Consider the following 18,162-nt stretch of genomic DNA (forward strand, 5'->3'; position numbering starts at 1 on the left):
GATGCGGCGACAGCGCGTCGCGCAGACAGTGCGGCCATGCCCTTGGCCCAATGATTATGATCAAATTCTTGAAAGCCGGTTGTAGCGCCTGACTGCCCGCGTTTCGTCAAGAATCGCGGCGGTTCGGGATCACCGGAAAAATTTGATCATATGTTGGATACTCTGGCGACAGCGGGGCAGGCAAGCGAAATCTTTCGCCCCGCTGCGCAGGTCAGCGGATCAGGTTCATCCGCAGGCGCATCTTCTGCCGCCGTTCCTTGGGCAGGTGGCGGTTCAGCTGCCTGTTCACCCGGCCGAAAATGGCGATCACGGTCAGGGTCAGCAGGATGAAATAGAAGGCCAGGATCGGGTAGGGGACGAAGGGATTAAACGTCTTGTCGGCGAAATAGCTGGCGTAATACAGCGCGTCGCCCCGCTGCCCCCAGGTCGGAAAGCCGGAAAAGGACACCAGCGCGGTGGCGTGGAACAGAAAGATCGCTTCGTTCGTATAGGCGGGCCAGGCAAGGCGCAGCATGGTGGGCCAGATGATCCGCTTGAACCGGGGCCAGCCGGACAGGCCATAGGCATCCGCGGCCTCGACATCGCCCTTGGGCACGGCCCGCAGCGCGCCATAGAAGATTTCCGCCGAATAGGCCGAGGTGTTGAGGATCAGCACGATCAGCGCCCCGGCCTGCGCCGAGGTCAGCCAGGGCATGATCCCGTATTGCTTGAGGCTCAGGAACAGGAAGTAGGCAAAGAAGAACTGGATGAACAGCGGCGAGCCCCGGAACACGAAGATGAACCATTCGGCGGGCTTGCGCAGCCAGCGGTTGGCCGATCCCTTGGCCACCGCAAGGGCCGAGGCGATGAAGAAGCCGACCGCGATGGCCACAAGTCCGTAGTACAGGTTCCAGATCATCCCCGATCCGATCAGGGTGAATTGCTGGCACAGGGTGAAATCGTCGCGCGGCAGCAGCCGTTCGCCGATGCCGATGGACCGCAGCCCATAGGCCTGAATGGTTTCCCAGCAGGTCATCATGTCGCCGCCTTCCGCATGGCTTCGCCGCCGATGGTGGCCTGCCCGTGGGTCAGCCGCCGGGTCAGCCGGTCAAAGGCGATTTCAGAGACGCGGGTGAAGGCAAGGTAGAAGATCAGCAGCCCAAGGAAATACCAGATGCGCCAGTCGCCATGCGGGTAATCGGTGAACCGTTCGTTGATCGACCCGCCCAGTTCGCGGGCCCAATAGACGATATCCTCGACCCCCAGAAGGAACAGAAGTGGCGTCGCCTTGATCAGGATCATCCACAGGTTCGATAGACCGGGCAGAGCATAAAGCCACATCTGCGGCACAAGGATGCGGCGGAACACCTGACGGCGGGACATGCCATAGGCCTCGGCGGTTTCAAGCTGGGCGCGGGGCACGGCCTGCATCGCGCCATAAAGAACGTTGGCGGCAAAGGCGCCAAAGACGATGGCAAAGGTCAACACCGCAAGGAAAAACCCATAGGTTTCATGCACCCATTGGGGCGCATTGCCCAAGGGCAGCTTGGCCGCAGTGCAGACGATAAAATCGTTACCCTGCCAGATCGGATCGACCCAGTCGGGGCATTTGATCCGGTGGCGGATATATTCGAACAGCTGGTCCAGCGCGATCACGAAGAACAGGAAAAACGCGATATCGGGCACGCCCCGAACAATCGCGATATAGGCCTTGCCGAACCAGCGCAGCGGGGCAAAGGCGCTGCGGGCCGCCGTGGCCCCGCCAAAGCCGAACAGAAGGGCGGTGGGGGCGGTGATGGCCAGAAGTACTAGGACCGTCAGGAACGACCAATAGAAATTCATGTGCTTGCCCGTGGTCAGGTAGCACGAAAGCCACTGGATGCGGCCGAGGGTATCGGGTTCAGCGCAGAATTCGAACATGGGCGTCCATCAGGAAAGACCCCCGCGCTGGATGCGCGGGGGTCGCTTGGGGTCTTACCAGGTGCTGGCGACTTCCCACTTTTCGATCAGCGCGTTCAGCGACCCGTCGTCCTTCATGGACTGGATCGCCGCGTCGAGGGCGGCCTTCAGTTCGCCATCGGATTCGCGCACGCCGACGCCGACACCGCCGCCGATCATTTCCGACCGCTCAAGCAGGACCAGGCCATCCTGACCCGAGAAGGGTTCAAGATAGGCTTTGTCGGCCAGAACCGCATCGGCCTCGCCATTGCGGACCGCGTTCACGGTTTCCTCGGGCGTCGGGAATTCGACAAGGGTCCAGCCCTGTTCGGCGACATAGGCGGCCTGAATGGTCGCAGCCTGCGCGGCGATCACGGCGCCGGTCACGTCAAGACCTGCGTCCATCGCAAGGTAGGACGACGGATCCGGCGGGGTGTAAGCCTGGGTAAAGTCGATGACCTCGTCGCGTTCGTCGGTGATCGACATGCCCGCGATGATGGTGTCGTAGTTGCCGGACACGAGGTTCGGGATGATCGAATCCCACTCGTTGGTGACCCATTCACAGGTCAGTTCGGCGCGGGCGCACAGCTCGTCACCCAGTTCACGCTCGAACCCGTCAACCTCGCCGGCGTCATTGATGAAGTTCCACGGAGGGTAGGCGCCTTCGGTGCCCATGCGGACAACGCTGTGGCTTTCCGCATAGGCGGCCCCGGCGGCAAAGGCCGCGATCGCCGTGGAGAGCATAAGTTTCTTCATGGTATTCTCCCAGTTGTTGTTGATCTTCAAGGTCAGGCCGGAACGGTGGCGGACAGGAACTGCCGCAGCCGGTCGGTCTGTGGGTTGCCGAACAGGTGGGCGGGGGCGCCTTCCTCTTCGATCTTGCCCATGTGCAGGAACACGACGTGATCCGAAACATCATGGGCCATTCGCATATCGTGGGTCACGATGATCATCGTCCGGCCCTCGCTGGCCAGATCCTTGATCACCCGCACAACTTCCTGCTCCAGCTCCGGGTCCAGCGCCGATGTCGGTTCATCGAACAACAGGGCCTTGGGTTCCATGCACAGGGCGCGGGCAATCGCCGCGCGCTGCTGCTGACCCCCCGAAAGCTGGGCCGGGTAGGCATCGCATTTGTCGCCGATCCCCACCTTGGCAAGGTATTTCCGGGCGGCGTCCTCGACCTCGGCCTTGTCCCGCTTCAGAACGGTGACCGGGGCCTCCATCACGTTTTGCAGGATGGTCATATGGGACCACAGGTTGAACTGCTGAAACACCATCGACAGGTTGGTGCGGATGCGGATCATCTGAGCATGGTCGGCGGGATGGCGGTTCAGCCCGCTGCCCCCCCATTTGACCGGCTCGCCGCAGAACAGGACATCGCCCTGCTGGCTGTCTTCCAGAAGATTGGCGCAGCGCAGAAGCGTGGATTTGCCGGACCCAGACGATCCGATCAGCGACACCACATCGCCTGCATTGGCCTTGATATCGACGCCCTTGAGCACCTCAAGCGACCCATAGGATTTGTGCAGGTCGCGGATTTCGATCACGGGTGTTTCAGTTGTCACGGTCGGCAGCTCTTCCCTGTTCAGGGGCTGAGTAGGGCGGAAATTCCGCCACTTTGCAACGCCCTTTGTGGCTTGACGCTAGGTCGCTTTGCCCGAAACGGCAAGCGCGACTTGCCGATCCGGCACTTCCTCGGGCGGGGTCGGCAGGGGGATGTCATAGGCGCTGTCAGGCAGGGAATGGATGCCGCGCAACCGCAGGGTTTCGCTGTGCCGGGCGGGCAGGGCGGCGATTGCCTCGGCAATGGCCGCGAAATAGGGGGCCGGGTCCTGCCCGGGGCGGGTGACGAAGGTCATGCCGGGGGTTGCGTCCGTGGTGCCGATAACCCGAAGCCGGGGGACCAGCGGATCGTCGATCTGCCCCTGCACCCAGTAGGTATGCGCGTCGATGGCGGCAATATCCGCGCGACCCTCGGCCACCGCCTCCATGCTGTCGCGATGCGATCCGGTGCGGATGTGCGGGGTAAACTGGAACCCCCGCGCCGCGGCCCAAAGCTGGGGCGCGCCATAGCCCGAATTCGACAGCGGTTCGTTATAGGCCAGCCGGTAGTCGGCGCAGGTGGCCGGGTCGGTGGCCGGATCGTCCGCCCGGACCACAAAGACCGAAGTGTAATAGCCGGGATCGACGCCCGGAATGCCATAGTCCGCGGCGCCAATCAGTGTGACCTTGCCCCGAAACCGGGCGCGCCACGGCAGGTTGCAGATCTGCGACAGGACAAGATCGGGCCGGGCCCAGCCGTCCATATGGCCGGTGTCGCGGTCCAAAACGTCGGTGGCAGCGATGCCCCGGCCGCGCAGACCATCCCGGATCAGCACCCACAGGGCATCATGCGCCGCGGCGTGCTGCGGCCGGTCGTACATCGGCAAGGCGGCATACATCAGGCAGGCCGCTCCAGCGACAGGCGGATGCGGTTGCTGTCCTGATCGCTGACGCCCAGCATCGGCGCGACCATGCGCATCAGCTGGTCCTCGTGTTCTTCGCGGATGCCATCGGCCAGCACGATGCGCCACAGCGCCTCGATCACCGCCTCGCGGTCCTCGTAGGGGACCGCATCCTTGATCGCGCGGGTGAACCGGACCGTATCGGGGGCGTCATGTTCCAGCGCCTCGGCCTGTGCGCGCAGTTTGGCCGCCTCGACCGGGTTCAGATCATAGCGGGCGGCGATCATCCGGTCGATCAACGCGATCTCGACCACCTGATAATCCCCGTCGGCCTTGGCCAGCCGCACCAGAAGGGCACAAAGGGCAAGCCGTGCATCCGTATCGGGCAACGGGGCGGGGGCGGGGGCCGTCAGGCGCTTGAGAAGATCAGCGAACATGAAACAAGACATAGGCCAGCAATCCCGCGCGGGGAAGAGGCAAGCGTAGCCGGGATCACAAAGCCGCGAAATGCGCCGACAGCTGGGCCAGTTCCGCCTCCAGCCCGTAGGGCGGGTTCACGATGAACAGACCCGACCCGACCATCCCGTGGTCTTCGCGGGCCGGGGGAAAGGCGACCTCGTGCCGGGTGCCGCCGGGGATCGCATGTTCCAGCGCCGACAGCATCGGGGCGTGGCGACGGTCCCGCAGGATCGGATACCACAGGATCAGCACGCCCACCGGCCATTTGCGATGCACCCGGCGCAGGAACTGGGCCATGGTGTCGTAATCTGCCTTCACCTCGTAGGGCGGGTCCACCAGCAGCACGCCCCGGCCCGGATCGGGCGGCACGGCGGACAGGATCAGCTCCAGCCCGTCGCGCTGGTCGATCTGGGCGCCAAGGCCCATGACCTCGCGCAGGGCGGCAACCTCTTGCGGATGCAACTCGGCAAGGCGCAGGCTGTCCTCGCCGCGCAGAACCTCTGCCGCGATCAGGGGCGATCCGGGATAGGCGCGGGGCCCATGGGTGGCGCGGATGGTCGCAAGGGCGCGGGCAAAGGGGTGATCCGGGGCGAACCAACCCAGACGGTCCACCACGTCGATCCCGGCCGCCGCCTCGCCGGTCTTTTGCGCCTCGACCGCGTCAAGGTGATAGAGGCCCCGGCCCGCATGGGTTTCGAAATAGGACAGGGGTTTCGGCTTTTGCCCCATGTAATCCAGCACCCAGGCCAGAACTGCGTGCTTGTGCACATCGGCCATGTTCCCGGCGTGATAGGCGTGTTGATAGGACAGCATGGCCGGGGCCTTTCGGGTCAGGTGGGTCAAGACCCACCTTACGGGGTCTGTGCGGGGTAAGGTGGGTTTCAACCCACCACCCCGGTCCTAGCTGGCGGGGGCGACAAGCGCAAAGATGAAATCGTCCAGCGCATAGCCGGGGGGGTCATCCGGGGCCAGCGTGAACCCGGCGGCCCCCGGTCCCCCGTCTATGCGCCAGGCAAGGTCCATCGGGCCATGGCGCAAGCGGATGACATCGAACCCGATCGGCGCCCCGTCCCGCCCAAAGATCATGAGAAAGGCGCGCCCCGGCGCGGGCCGACTGCCCAAGGGGTCGTCGTAATCGGCGTGCAGACGAAAGCCAAATTCGGTCTGGTCGGAATCAAAGCGGACGGCAATGGTGCCCTCTCCAAGCGCCCCGACATCCGGAAACCCAACCGGTCCAAGTGGGTAGAGGGCATTCGACCCCAGCCCGTCGTGTAGGGAAACGGCCATGTTCCGCCCCGGTACTCCGGGCGCGATGGGCAGGTCTGGCGGCAGACCCATCAAATTGAAGAACGCATCGAACTGGCCGGGACCGGGACCGGGAACCGTCTGGGGCGGTCGCCCGACGACATGCTCGCCCAAGGTGATCCCCTCAGCCTCGATCAGGCTGTCGACCGACATTCCCGGCTCTGGCTTGCGGACGAAGTCCTCGAAATCCAGCCGCCCGGCAAGGCGACCGGCCAACTCGGCATAGTCTGCGCGGAGAACGTCGGCCTGTGCTGGCAGGGCGGCAAATGCCGCCCAGAACACAAGGCCCCAGCGGATCATACCAACCGCGAGGTTTCCACGGCGGCCCGCACGAAATCGGCGAATAGCGGGTGCGGGTCGAAGGGTTTCGACTTCAGCTCCGGGTGATACTGGACGCCGATGAACCACGGGTGGTCCTTCCATTCGACGATCTCGGGCAGGCGGCCATCGGGGCTGACCCCGGAAAACTGCAGCCCGCAGGCCTCCAGCTTGTCGCGGTATTTCATGTCCACCTCGTAACGGTGGCGGTGGCGTTCCTCGATCTTGGTATCCCCATAGATCTCGGCCACCCGCGACCCTTCGACCAGCGTCGCGCTATAGGCGCCAAGGCGCATGGTGCCGCCCTTGTCGTCATCCGCCTTGCGTTCGACCTTGTGGTTGCCCTGCACCCATTCCTTCAGGTGATAGACGACCGGCTCGAACCGCTTTTCCCCGGCTTCGTGGTCGAACTCTTCGGACCCGGCCTTTTCCAGACCGGCGACGTTCCGGGCGGCCTCGATCACCGCCATCTGCATCCCCAGACAGATGCCCAGATAGGGGATCTTGCGTGTGCGGGCAAACTCGGCGGCCTTGATCTTGCCCTCGGTGCCGCGTTCGCCAAAGCCACCAGGAACAAGGATCGCGTGGAAACCTTCCAGATGTGGGGCGGCGTCTTCGCGGTCAAAGACCTCGGCATCGACCCATTCGACGTTGACCTTGACCCGGTTGGCCATGCCGCCATGGGTCAGCGCCTCTTTGATCGACTTATAGGCGTCTTCCAACTGCACGTATTTGCCGACGATGGCCACCTTGACCTCGCCATCGGTGTTGTGGATGCGGTCCTGCACATCCAGCCATTTCTCAAGGTTCGGTTTCGGTGCGGGCGAAATGCCAAAGGCGTCCAGAACCGCCTGATCCAGCCCTTCGTTGTGATAGGCGAGCGGGGCTTCGTAAATCGACTTCAGGTCATAGGCGGCGACCACGGCCTCTTTGCGGACGTTACAGAACAGGGCGATCTTTTCGCGTTCCTTTTCCGGGATCGGATGTTCGGACCGGCAGACCAACACATCGGGGGCAAGGCCGATGGATTGCAATTCCTTGACCGAGTGCTGGGTCGGCTTGGTCTTCAACTCGCCACTGGCGGCCAGATAGGGCAGCAGTGTCAGATGCATGAAGATGCATTCGCCGCGCGGCTTTTCATGCGCAAACTGGCGGATCGCCTCGAAAAACGGCAGGCCTTCGATGTCGCCCACGGTGCCGCCGATCTCGCACAGCATGAAATCGACCTCGTCTTCGCCGATGCGGATGAAATCCTTGATCTCGTTGGTGACATGGGGAACGACCTGAATGGTCTTGCCCAGATAATCGCCCCGCCGTTCCCGTTCCAGCACGTTGGAATAGATCCGGCCCGAAGACACGGAATCGGTCTTGCGGGCGGGGACGCCGGTGAACCGTTCGTAGTGGCCAAGGTCCAGGTCGGTTTCCGCCCCATCGTCGGTCACGAAAACCTCGCCATGTTCAAAGGGCGACATGGTGCCGGGATCGACGTTCAGATAGGGGTCAAGTTTGCGCAACCGCACGGAAAAGCCACGGGCCTGCAACAGCGCGCCCAATGCGGCCGAGGCCAGCCCCTTGCCAAGGGAAGAGACAACACCACCCGTAATGAAAATATAGCGCGCCATCGGTGGCCGTCCCCCGTTCGTTCATTCCAAATTTTCAGGAAATGCGGCCCGTTGTTCGGTCCATCGGGCCACATACTCACGGGATTTAAGTATAACCGGATTCGCCCCGCGAACGCAACCGGATACGCAATATCCTGTAATTGCCACCCATCGGGCGGCAACAGGTTGTGGTTTCGGCCTTAGTTTGCGCCGGGCAGGAGCGATTCCGTATCGCTACCGGTCGGCGGCAGAAGATCGGTGCCAAGCCCGGTGTCGGCCGGGGCGGCTTCTTCGGTCGCGGCAGGTGCGCCGTCGACGACAGAGGCCCCGGCGGATTTTTCGGCTGCGATGATCGTCAGCGCGATCGAGGTGCAGATGAACCCGATGGCAAGGATCCAGGTCAGCTTGCCCAGTGCGGTTGCCGCGCTGCGGGCCGACATGACGCCGCCACCGCCGCCGCCCATGCCAAGGCCGCCGCCCTCGGACCGCTGGATCAGCACGATACCGATCAGCGAAAGCGCAAGGATCAGGTGGATGACAAGGACAACGTTTTCCATGGGGCTCTCATTCTGCCTGTCGTGAACGGGAGGTATCTAGAAGCAAGGGGCCGTCGCCGCAACCCCAAACCGTGGAAATACGCAGTCTAGGGCGCGTCACCGTCGCGGCGGACGACCGTGCCATCCGGCAGGGTCAGGTAATGCTCGGGATCGGGCCTATCCGCCCGCTCATGCAACCCCAATCCGCGCATCGCCACGAAGAAGGCCATCGCCGGGATCCCCATGAAAACTCCGAAGATGATGGCCCAGCCGATCCCTTCGGGGTGGGCCATCGCGAGGCTCCCGACGATGAGGGCAACCAGGACCAGACAGGCCAGTGACAGGAAATACAGGCCGCGGCCGATGTAGTAGGACGGTCTCATGCGGGCGACGATGCCCGCTCAACCCGGCAGAAATGGGGCCGCGTCTGGACTATTCGTCGACATCATCTATGTCGGACTGGCCGGACAGGCGGCGGCGCACATGGCTCCAGTTCAACCCGATTCCAAGGACCAGCGACATCAGGGCAAGACCGATCCATGTGTTCACGGTTGGGTCTTCAAGGCTGATCCAGCCGTAGTCGTACAGAACCCAAAGGAAGGTCGCCGCGATCAGCAGGATCAGCACCATCCCGAACAGCCCGATCGACCGCAGGGTCGCCCGCAGATAGATGATGTAGCCCACCAGCAGAAGCAGCCCCAGAAACAGGGTCAGCGGCATCTGGGTTTCCCAGTTTTCCATCCCCCAACGGGTCAGGTTCCAGCCGGTCGGGTTATAGGTCGCGGCCAGAAGGACAAAGGCAAACGCCCACCGGATCCCAAAACCAACCATCTGCACGCCCTCTCAGAAAATTCTGTTCAAGCCAAGAATGGCGGTGTGGGCGGCGTTAGTCTAGCCACAGAACGGGACCGGTGCAGGTCCATTCGATCTCGGACTTGTATCAGATCTATGTACATGGATCGCGGGCGGAAATGAGGAATGAAATGATACTCGTCGTTTTGTCGATCATGGCATTCCTTTTCCTGATGCAGGGGTTGGCCCTGTTCTGGCTGTTTCGCCGGTTTGGACAGCGAATGATCGCAGTTTCCCTCGTCTTGATCAGTCTTGTTCTCTGGTTCAAGATCCGGGCGGACCCGTTGGATTTGGTCCTCTCTGTCGTCGCTTTTCCTTGGGTCATTGCAGGAAATGTCCTGCGCGGCGGGGGCCTTGGCTTGTGGCCTTTCGTGGCTGTTTTTGCAGCCGTGCTCTTACTTGGGATGCGTACCATCCCGCGCTCAGGGTGGCCGCTGCTGATTTGGGCCGGAATCATGGTCGCGGTTCTCATCTCTGTTCCCGCAACGGTTCAGAATGAATGGACCCGAATGGTCGCATTTAGAAAGGCATCGGCGCTCGGGTTGGAGGTGATCGACCTGCCAACTTTCACCGAGGCCGTTCAGCGTCGGCTCGGAGCAGGGTCCAATTGGTTCATGGCGAGCAATGGCGAAGCCCGCTCAGCCGAGCACATCTATATTTGGAGCTATGGCGAAATGGATTGGGTTCGGTACGCACCACACAGCTACCCGTATTGAAAATCCGGTTTCGCTGGGCGGCGCGGGCGGCTATACGGGCGCGGGTTTGATCCAAAGGGGATTCCGATCATGGCGAATGTGGTGGTTGTCGGCGCGCAGTGGGGCGACGAAGGCAAGGGCAAGATCGTGGACTGGCTGTCCGAACGGGCCGATGTCATCGCCCGGTTCCAGGGCGGCCACAACGCGGGCCACACGCTGGTGATCGACGGGGCGGTGTTCAAGCTGCATGCGCTGCCCTCGGGCGTGGTGCGCGGCGGCAAGCTGTCGGTGATCGGCAACGGCGTCGTGCTGGACCCCTGGCACCTGCTGAAAGAGATTGAAACGATCCGGGGACAGGGCGTCGAGATCAGCCCCGAAACCCTGATGATCGCGGAAAACACGCCGCTGATCCTGCCGATCCACGGAGAATTGGACCGGGCCCGGGAAGAGGCCGCTTCGAAAGGCACCAAGATCGGCACCACCGGGCGCGGCATCGGGCCCGCCTACGAGGACAAGGTCGGCCGCCGCGCCATCCGCGTGGCCGATCTGGCGGACGAGGAAACCCTGATCGCCCGCGTCGACCGCGCGCTTCAGCATCACAACCCGCTGCGCCGGGGGCTGGGCTTTGAAGAGGTGGACCGCGAGGCGCTGATCGCGCAACTCAAGGAAATCGCCCCGCAGATCCTGCAATATGCCGGCCCAGTCTGGAAGGTGATGAACGAAAAGCGCAAGGCCGGTAAACGGATCCTGTTCGAAGGGGCGCAGGGCGCGCTTCTGGACATTGATTTCGGCACCTATCCTTTCGTGACGTCCTCGAACGTGATTGCCGGGCAGGCGGCGACCGGCGTCGGCATCGGGCCGGGGTCGATCGACTATGTGCTGGGCATCGTGAAGGCCTATACCACCCGCGTGGGCGAAGGCCCGTTCCCGTCGGAACTGTTCGACGCGGATGGCCAGCGGCTGGGCGAACGGGGGCATGAATTCGGCACCACCACCGGGCGCAAGCGCCGTTGTGGCTGGTTCGATGCGGCACTGGTGCGTCAAACCTGCGCCACCTCGGGCGTCAACGGCATCTGCCTGACGAAACTGGACGTGCTGGACGGGTTCGAGACCCTGAAAATCTGCGTCGGCTATGATCTGGACGGTGAACGGCTGGATTATCTGCCCACCGCAGCCGATCAGCAGGCCCGCTGCACCCCGATCTACGAAGAGATCGAAGGCTGGTCGGAGTCGACCGAAGGCGCCCGCAGCTGGGCCGATCTGCCCGCCGCCGCCATCAAATACGTGCGCCGCATCGAAGAACTGATCGACTGCCCGGTGGCGCTTCTGTCCACCTCGCCCGAACGCGAGGATACCATCCTCGTCACCGACCCCTTCGCCGACTGATGGCGGGGCTGTCCTACAAGGCGCGGAAACGCTGGGCGATAGCCATCCTTCTGGTCGGGTTGCCGGTCTATATCGTGGCCGCCGTCACGGTGATCGGGCTGCTCTATCCCGACCCGATGGACAAGCCGTCGATCCTTGTGGAACTGGCGATTTATGTCGGGTTGGGGGTGCTTTGGGCGGTGCCGCTGAAGTTCATCTTCAAGGGGATCGGCAAGGCCGACCCGAACGGGCCGGCCGAGGAATAGGACAGGCGCGGGCGAGTGCCTGTCCGTTGCGCGAGCCGCGCGGAACATCATCCTTCCTTCAGTCGGAAGTAGGTCTTGGCGCGGGCGACCAGCCCGGGCCGCGCCCGACCCGCCCCAAGGGCGGGCGCATTGCGCCGTGTCAATCAGCACAGGCCGCCGACGTGGCGGAACCATAAATCAAGCAGACCTGCCCGGACAAAGCGCCCGCCCCGGGTCGGGCGCGGCCCTTCAATCCACCGGCAAGCCAGACGGCACCCTGTCGGGACGCCCAAGCGGGCGCGTGCCTGCTGCGGTCCCTGTCAGCGCCTCAAGGAAGGCCACCAGATCCGCGATGTCTTCCTCGGTCAGGGCCACCGGCACGATATCCAGCCGCGCTGCCTGCCGCGCCATTTCCAGCCGGTCCTGACGGATCGCGAAATCCCCCTCGGCCAGCCAGGGCACCTCGGGCAGGTCCGCATCGGCGGGCGTCCAGTTGGCCGCAGAGGCCACCGGGTCGGCGTGGTGGCGGATGATCCCCTCCAGCGTCGCATAGGCCCCGTTGTGGCCATAAGGCGCGGTCAGGGCGACGTTGCGCAGGGGCGAGGTGCGGAACCTGTAGGCATCCTCCAGCAGGTCGCTTTCCCCCATCCGGCCCACATCGCGCGGCATCGGGTCGAACGGACGGGTGCGGCCGGGGCCAAAGGCCGGCAGGCCAAGGGCATAGAACGCCTGATCGGTGAAAAGGGGCCCCGAATGGCAGGCCGCGCAATTGGCCTGGCCAAAGAACAAGGCGCGGCCCCGGTCCGCGTCTTCCGGCAGCGGCGCGTCCCCAGCCAGCCAGCGGTCATAGGGGCTGTCGATGCTGATCCACTCGCTGGCCATGAAGGCCCCCAGCGCATTGCCGATCTCGACGATGGTCACCTCGCTTGGGTCGTCGATGTGCTCAAATGCCGAAACGAACATCTCGCCGTATTCGGGGATAGTGCGAACCCGCTTTGCGATGACCGGCCAGCCAAGGTCGATCCGGTCGTGGACCGCGCCTGTCACCTCGTTCTCGCCGACGTTGCCCGCCATCTCGAACTGGGCGGTCAGCGGGAACAGGGCCTGCGCGGCAAGGATGTTGTCCAACCCCTGCGGCAGCCATTCCTCGGCCGGGCTGTCAAAACCGTTGCCGAACTGGTCAGACACCTCCAGCCGCCCGTCGTGGAACATGACCCGGACGGAGCGGTGACCAAGGTTCCACAAGCCCGGCGCGTTGCGCGGCACGCGTTTGCGGATACGGTCGGGGCCCGCGCCGGGGGTGCGGTCAGGGCCGACACCCGCGCCACCCTCGCCGATCCCAAGGCTTAACCCGTCGCCGCTGCCCTGATCGTGGTGGTGGCAGGTGCCGCAGGAAATATTGCGGTTGCCGCTGAGGATCGGATCATAGAACAGCAACTGCCCGATCCGGGCTTGCGCCGCGTCCACTCGCAGGAAATCATCAAGGCTGATCGGTTCGGGGTCCGCCCGTAGCGACCCGGCCAGAAGGACAAGCACCAGATGAAGACCGCAGGCAAAACGATGTTTCATAGGATCATTCTGGCAGGTTGTCTGGCAGTCTCAACCCCGGTCTTCGCCGCCGATTTGGAAGAGGCACGCGACCTGATGGAGGCGGGCGCGTTCACCGAGGCGATGGCGCAGTTCCGGGTGCTGGCGCGGTCCGGCAATGCCGACGCGGAAGAGCTGATCGGGGTCATGTATGCGCTGGGCCTTGGGGTGGAACGGGACGACGAGCGGGCCTTCGACTGGTATCTGCGGGCCTCGCTGAAAGGGCACCCGGGGGCGCAATCCGGGCTGGGCTGGTATTACGAGGTCGGGCGCGGCATCCCCGAACCGGACCTTGTGCGGGCCTACCTGTGGTATGCGCTATCGGCCATCGGCGGGGACGTGGACGCACCGGATTCACTGGAAGAGCTGACCCCACGTATGACGGCCGAGGAACGGGCGCGGGCACAGGTGCTGATCGACGACTACCGGCCATGGATATATCCGTTCCGGTAAGGGGGGCGGGTCCGCATTGCGGGACTTTGATGCGCTTCAAAAAGCAAGCATTAATGACCGGTTCTTCGTTGCCAATTCAGATCGGTAGGCGACGGCCCGAGCCGTTCAGCGATTTGTGTCATCACTTTTACCCCTCGCCAATCGCGTCAGGAACACTGAGAGCAGGATCGTATTCACGGGCCCAAGTATTATGACTAGGAAAAGTAAGAAAGTACCAAGTATGCCTGCAAGAGTGATAATGAATCTCTGCAATGATAGTGTTACCAAAACCTTCTCAGAGGTGATTTCGACATCATCTAAAGCAAGTGCCGCAAGTCTGAAGCGGCCGTCGTTCACGCGACTTAGGTCATAGATTGGAAATGAGCCTAAAACATTGTCCAGTAAGTCCAACGCATCTTCGCGCAGCGCCGTCTCATGGTATTCGTTGGCTTCAGCCAAACGCCTAATTCGATCGTCCTCACCACTTGTTTCGGCTTCCTCCGTTTCGCGTCGCAAAATCCCCTCTAGGGTTGATCTAACGTCAGAAATAGTGCTTTCGCTATTTTCCGAGAACGCGAACACAACGTTGTCATGCTTAAGGTCCGACAGGTAAAATCTGCCGTTTTCGTACCTAAGCGAAGAGGCAACGTCGGCTGTCCCCATTCCCTCTAGTGTCAGGCCACGTGCATCAAACTGTGCTTCCAGAACTATCTTGTTCTCATCACTCAGTTGCACAACAGCCGACTGAACGGTCACCGAGAAGCCACTATTAACTGTGTAGGGTAGGTTCTCGTCCACGCCTTCGGCAATTTGAGCTTCAGTAATTTCTATGATGTAGGGCGGAACAAGAACGAATGCGAGCCCAAGAGCCGCCAGCGAGAAGGCAAGAAATAATATCAGAATTCGACGTAGCATTCGGCTTTTCCCGGATTGTCTCCACGAATACGCTCAACCTATTCCATTTGTAAACGACTAGAACCGGTCATTGGTGCACAGCGAAGAAATAGTGGTATTGGGCACAAGCCTGGCTTCCCCCGCACAAAGAAAAAGGCCGCTCCGGCGTCCCGGAGCGGCCACTGTCTCGGACCTCTGAACCTTTAGTTCAGGTCGGCCTCGTAGGCGGCGGCAAGGTCTGCCTCGGCCTCGCCCACGGCGGCGATCAGCGCGTCAAGGATCTGGTCCCCGCCCTGAACGTTTTCGCGGAACCAGCCCTGCACCGGGGCGGCGGCCTCGGCGAATGCGGCCTTTTCGTCCGGGGTCGGGACATAGATGTCACCGCCGCCTTCAACGAAATCGGCATAGGCCTGGATCGCGCCCCGCTTCGGCGCGGCAAAGGTGGCCTGCTGAAGCGCATAGAAGCCGTCAACGACGACGCGGCGCATCGCCGGGTCCATGTCCATGAATTTGTCGTTGTTCATCCACCACAGGGCGCCCATGTAGGCGTGCCCATCAAGGGTGATGTACTGCAGGCCCGCATCGGGGAATTTCATGCCCATGATGTCGGTGATGCCGTTCTTGGACCCGTCAACAACGCCGGTCTGGAACGAGGTGAACAGTTCCGGCCACGGGATCGGGGTCGGCGAGGCGCCAAGGGCGCGAACCAGTTCCTGCGGCAGGTCGGCGACCACGGTGCGGATCTTCAGCCCTTCCATATCGGCCGGGGTCTGAATGCGCCGCTGGGTGTTGGCGAAGTTGCGCCAGCCGCCGGTGTTGCCGATGGTCATCAGGCGGATGGTGTCGCCGCTGTCTGCAAGGGCCATATCGCGCATGGTGCGCACGAAGTCACCCTGCAGCACATGTTCGGCCACCCGGTCGTCGGCCATCAGGTAGGGCAGGTCCAGAACCTGCACATAGGGGAAGATGCCCGCGGCCCCGCCCGAGGTGGAGATGTAGATGTCGATCGACCCTTCCGACACGCCCTCAAGGCATTCGGCGCCGTTCGAGCACAGCTGGGTGCCGATGAACAATTCCACTTCGATCGCGCCGTTCGACGCGGCTTCGACGTAGTCCTTGAACACGATCAGACCGGCATAGTCTTCGTCCGCTTCGTTCGAGTTCGCAGTGGCGCGCAGGGTGATCGTTTCGCCATGCCCTTCGGCATATGCGGCGACCCCCGCGAAGGAAGCGGCGGTTATGGTCGCCGCGGTCAAGAGATGTTTCAGCATTCGGAGTCCTCCCAGTTGGCTGTCATCTTAGTTGGTGAATTGTGGCTCAGGGCTTATGCACGCCATGTAGCCGACGTCCGGCGAACATCCCAAGAAGTCCGCAAGATAGGGAACCGTCATCGAGATCTGCGGGACATAGGTGATCAGGAAGATCACCGCGACCTCGACCGCAAGGAAGGGCAGGATCGCGCGGGCGATGGTTTCCACCCGCTCCCGGCTGACCGTGGAGGCGACGAACAACACCAGCCCCATGGGCGGGGTGGCAAGGCCGACGGTTAGGTTGACGCTCATGATGATGGCAAAGTGAACCGGGTGAACTCCCAGTTCGACGAAGATCGGGCCAAGGATCGGCCCGAGGATGATGATCGCGGGCCCGGCGTCCAGAAACATGCCCACGATGAACAACAGGATGTTGATCAGGAACAACAGGACCAACGGGTTCTGGCTCAGGCTCAGGATCTGTTCGGTAAGGATCTGCGGCGCATAGGACAGCGACACGACCGTCTTGAACGCCACCGCCGCCCCCACCAGCATCAGCACCGCCGAGGTGGCCAGGGCCGAACGTGACAGCACCGCGATCAGGTCTTTCACGGTCATCGAGCGCAGCACGAAGAAGCTGACTATCAGGGCATAGAGGACCGCGATGGCCGAGGCCTCAGTCGGGGTCATCACCCCGATCAGGATGCCGCCAAGGATGATGATCGGGGTTTGCAGCGGCGCGATGGCCTTTTTGCAGACCATGCGGAAATCGTGGCTGACGCGGCGGCGGTAACCCATCATCAGCCCATGCGCGATGACCAGCATGACGGCAAAGACGATCCACAGGTTGATCTGGTGCAGCTTATCGCCGTTGTCGTCCAGCGTCGCCAGACCGACCCGCACCGACAGGCCCGAATAGACGGCCATCAGCAGGCCCGCCACGTTCAGCCGCAGCAGCAGGAAGCTGACCCAATATTCCACCGGGCTGACCGTCTGGTTCTTGGTGACGATCCGTTCCGCCTTGGGCAGGTCATAGCGGTCGGCCATCAGCCGGACCACGACCATCAGGCCAACGCCGACAAGAATGCCCGGAACGATCCCCGCAAGGAACAGGGCCGCCACGCTTTCGCCCATGACATAGGCATAGATGATCATGATCCCCGACGGCGGGATGATCGGCCCGATCACCGAACTGGCGGCGGTGACGGCGGCGGCGAATTTGCGGGTATAGCCGTTCTTTTCCATCGCCGGGATCAGGGTGGACCCAAGGGCCGAGGTATCGGCCACCGCCGACCCGGACAGGCCCGCAAAGAGGATCGACGACAGGATGTTCACATGGGCCAGCCCGCCGCGCAGATGCCCCATGATCGCCTGCGAAAACTCGACCAGGCGGATCGTGATGCCGCCGCGGTTCATGATCTCGCCCGCCAACATGAAGAAAGGCAGGGCCATCAGCGGGAAACTGTCCATCCCGTTGTAAAAATTGCGATAAAGGACTGACAATTGGCGGGACTGATCGTCCAGAACCAACAGGCCGAAGGGGGCTGCCAGCAGGGCAAAGACCACCGGCAGGCCGATCATGATCAGGATCAGGAATAGGGGCAGGAACCACAACAGCATCAGTCAGCCCCCGCCATATCTTCGCCCCGCAGGTCGGTCAGCCGGTCGGCCCCGCCCATCAGGGTGATCAGGTTGCGCAAGATCAGTTCGACGTTCACGAGGATCAGCAGGTTGATCCCCACCCAAAGCGCCGCGTATTGGAATTGATTGGCGAATTTCGGCCCGCATTTGCCGACCTCGATCCCGAAGGGCCAGCGCAGCGACGACGAACAGCCGCGCCCGGTCAGGCTGTCGACATGGTTGTGCAGCCCCTTGTCCCAGGCGATGACCAGAACCCACATCGAAATGCACAACAGCCCCAGTGACAGCAGCGTCGCGCCGATCTTGGGCAGGGCACGTTCCAGCATGTCGATGGCCACGAACCCGCCCTGCCGAAAGGCCAGCGGCGCCATCAGCCCGGTCATCCACAGCATCCCGAACCGGGCACCTTCCTCGGTCCAGTTGGGGGCGTCGTTCAGCACGTAGCGGAAAAAGACCTGCCCAAGGATCAGGCAGACCATAACGGCAAGAGCCGCGACCGCGATGATGCGGCCGACGGCCAGAACAGCGTTGTTCAGTCGCTCGAGGGGCCAAAGCAGCCCCATCAATACCGCCATTGCGGTCCTCCCTATATCGGGGCGCGATGCCCCGTCCCGTTGGATC

Annotated in this window: 21 protein-coding genes; 4 read left to right on the plus strand and 17 right to left on the minus strand. The window is 62.7% G+C overall.

The genetic code is table 11. The features are described 5' to 3' along the window. Positions 1–211: 211 nt before the first annotated feature. The 12 genes from EU803_RS02215 to EU803_RS02270 form a co-directional block, all read right to left on the minus strand. The gene (locus EU803_RS02215; RefSeq protein ID WP_129679313.1) at positions 212–1,015 is read right to left on the minus strand and encodes an ABC transporter permease subunit; all 804 of its coding nucleotides are present in this window, start codon (positions 1,013–1,015) and stop codon (positions 212–214) included. Next, positions 1,015–1,899: an ABC transporter permease subunit gene (locus EU803_RS02220; RefSeq protein ID WP_129679315.1), complete on the minus strand. Its 885-nt coding sequence runs from the start codon at positions 1,897–1,899 to the stop codon at positions 1,015–1,017. Before EU803_RS02220 ends, EU803_RS02215 begins: the two co-directional genes overlap by 1 nt. A 54-nt stretch (positions 1,900–1,953) precedes the next feature. Continuing rightward, the gene (locus EU803_RS02225; protein ID WP_129679317.1) at positions 1,954–2,673 is read right to left on the minus strand and encodes a transporter substrate-binding domain-containing protein; all 720 of its coding nucleotides are present in this window, start codon (positions 2,671–2,673) and stop codon (positions 1,954–1,956) included. A gap of 32 nt (positions 2,674–2,705) precedes the next feature. Next, complete coding sequence (locus tag EU803_RS02230) at positions 2,706–3,482, minus strand: amino acid ABC transporter ATP-binding protein (protein WP_165352752.1); 777 nt, start codon at positions 3,480–3,482, stop codon at positions 2,706–2,708. Positions 3,483–3,560: 78 nt separating this feature from the next. Further along, positions 3,561–4,358 carry a PhnD/SsuA/transferrin family substrate-binding protein gene (locus EU803_RS02235; RefSeq protein WP_129679320.1) on the minus strand — a complete coding sequence of 266 codons (798 nt, stop codon included), beginning with the start codon at positions 4,356–4,358 and terminating at the stop codon, positions 3,561–3,563. After that, positions 4,358–4,798 (minus strand): TerB family tellurite resistance protein, encoded by a 441-nt coding sequence (locus tag EU803_RS02240; RefSeq protein ID WP_129679322.1) that lies wholly within the window; start codon positions 4,796–4,798, stop codon positions 4,358–4,360. Before EU803_RS02240 ends, EU803_RS02235 begins: the two co-directional genes overlap by 1 nt. Before the next feature lie 55 nt (positions 4,799–4,853). Continuing rightward, positions 4,854–5,633, minus strand: coding sequence for a 23S rRNA (adenine(2030)-N(6))-methyltransferase RlmJ (rlmJ, locus tag EU803_RS02245; protein ID WP_129679324.1), 780 nt, complete (start codon positions 5,631–5,633; stop codon positions 4,854–4,856). 87 nt (positions 5,634–5,720) lie between these two features. Then, positions 5,721–6,425, minus strand: coding sequence for a hypothetical protein (locus EU803_RS02250; RefSeq protein WP_129679326.1), 705 nt, complete (start codon positions 6,423–6,425; stop codon positions 5,721–5,723). Then, positions 6,422–8,065, minus strand: a complete 1,644-nt coding sequence (locus tag EU803_RS02255) for a CTP synthase (protein WP_129679328.1) — start codon at positions 8,063–8,065, stop codon at positions 6,422–6,424. Before EU803_RS02255 ends, EU803_RS02250 begins: the two co-directional genes overlap by 4 nt. Positions 8,066–8,244: 179 nt before the next feature. Beyond that, positions 8,245–8,601: a preprotein translocase subunit SecG gene (gene secG / locus EU803_RS02260; RefSeq protein WP_129679330.1), complete on the minus strand. Its 357-nt coding sequence runs from the start codon at positions 8,599–8,601 to the stop codon at positions 8,245–8,247. A gap of 86 nt (positions 8,602–8,687) precedes the next feature. Then, positions 8,688–8,963, minus strand: a complete 276-nt coding sequence (locus EU803_RS02265) for a hypothetical protein (RefSeq protein WP_129679332.1) — start codon at positions 8,961–8,963, stop codon at positions 8,688–8,690. Between the two features lie 49 nt (positions 8,964–9,012). Then, positions 9,013–9,411 (minus strand): DUF6524 family protein, encoded by a 399-nt coding sequence (locus EU803_RS02270; protein ID WP_129679335.1) that lies wholly within the window; start codon positions 9,409–9,411, stop codon positions 9,013–9,015. 152 nt (positions 9,412–9,563) lie between these two features. On the opposite strand from EU803_RS02270, the gene EU803_RS02275 reads away from it, so the two are divergent. From EU803_RS02275 to EU803_RS02285, 3 genes are all read left to right on the plus strand, one after another. After that, positions 9,564–10,148 (plus strand): hypothetical protein, encoded by a 585-nt coding sequence (locus EU803_RS02275; RefSeq protein ID WP_129679337.1) that lies wholly within the window; start codon positions 9,564–9,566, stop codon positions 10,146–10,148. A 69-nt stretch (positions 10,149–10,217) separates the two neighbouring features. Continuing rightward, a complete protein-coding gene (locus tag EU803_RS02280; RefSeq protein ID WP_129679339.1) occupies positions 10,218–11,513 on the plus strand; it encodes an adenylosuccinate synthase in 1,296 nt (431 codons plus the stop codon). Then, complete coding sequence (locus EU803_RS02285; RefSeq protein ID WP_129679341.1) at positions 11,513–11,758, plus strand: DUF2842 domain-containing protein; 246 nt, start codon at positions 11,513–11,515, stop codon at positions 11,756–11,758. The genes EU803_RS02280 and EU803_RS02285 overlap by 1 nt, the downstream gene beginning before the upstream one ends. A gap of 228 nt (positions 11,759–11,986) precedes the next feature. Here EU803_RS02285 and EU803_RS02290 read toward each other — a convergent pair whose 3' ends face one another. Beyond that, positions 11,987–13,306 carry a cytochrome c peroxidase gene (locus EU803_RS02290; RefSeq protein ID WP_129679343.1) on the minus strand — a complete coding sequence of 440 codons (1,320 nt, stop codon included), beginning with the start codon at positions 13,304–13,306 and terminating at the stop codon, positions 11,987–11,989. Here EU803_RS02290 and EU803_RS02295 point away from each other — a divergent pair. Continuing rightward, positions 13,298–13,777 carry a tetratricopeptide repeat protein gene (locus EU803_RS02295; protein WP_165352753.1) on the plus strand — a complete coding sequence of 160 codons (480 nt, stop codon included), beginning with the start codon at positions 13,298–13,300 and terminating at the stop codon, positions 13,775–13,777. The two genes, EU803_RS02290 and EU803_RS02295, sit on opposite strands and share 9 nt — an antisense overlap. 105 nt (positions 13,778–13,882) lie before the next feature. Here the strand turns inward: EU803_RS02295 and EU803_RS02300 are convergent, their stop codons facing one another. The 4 genes from EU803_RS02300 to EU803_RS02315 all read right to left on the minus strand — a co-directional run bounded on the left by EU803_RS02300 (position 13,883) and on the right by EU803_RS02315 (position 18,116). After that, positions 13,883–14,671 carry a hypothetical protein gene (locus EU803_RS02300; protein ID WP_129679347.1) on the minus strand — a complete coding sequence of 263 codons (789 nt, stop codon included), beginning with the start codon at positions 14,669–14,671 and terminating at the stop codon, positions 13,883–13,885. A 182-nt stretch (positions 14,672–14,853) separates the two neighbouring features. Next, the gene (dctP, locus tag EU803_RS02305; protein ID WP_129679349.1) at positions 14,854–15,921 is read right to left on the minus strand and encodes a TRAP transporter substrate-binding protein DctP; all 1,068 of its coding nucleotides are present in this window, start codon (positions 15,919–15,921) and stop codon (positions 14,854–14,856) included. A gap of 27 nt (positions 15,922–15,948) precedes the next feature. Further along, positions 15,949–17,520 carry a TRAP transporter large permease gene (locus EU803_RS02310; RefSeq protein ID WP_129679351.1) on the minus strand — a complete coding sequence of 524 codons (1,572 nt, stop codon included), beginning with the start codon at positions 17,518–17,520 and terminating at the stop codon, positions 15,949–15,951. Continuing rightward, complete coding sequence (locus EU803_RS02315; RefSeq protein ID WP_129679354.1) at positions 17,520–18,116, minus strand: TRAP transporter small permease subunit; 597 nt, start codon at positions 18,114–18,116, stop codon at positions 17,520–17,522. The genes EU803_RS02310 and EU803_RS02315 overlap by 1 nt, the downstream gene beginning before the upstream one ends. Between the last annotated feature and the right edge of the window lie 46 nt (positions 18,117–18,162).

Source organism: Loktanella sp. IMCC34160 (assembly GCF_004145845.1).
Classification (GTDB): domain Bacteria; phylum Pseudomonadota; class Alphaproteobacteria; order Rhodobacterales; family Rhodobacteraceae; genus SELP01.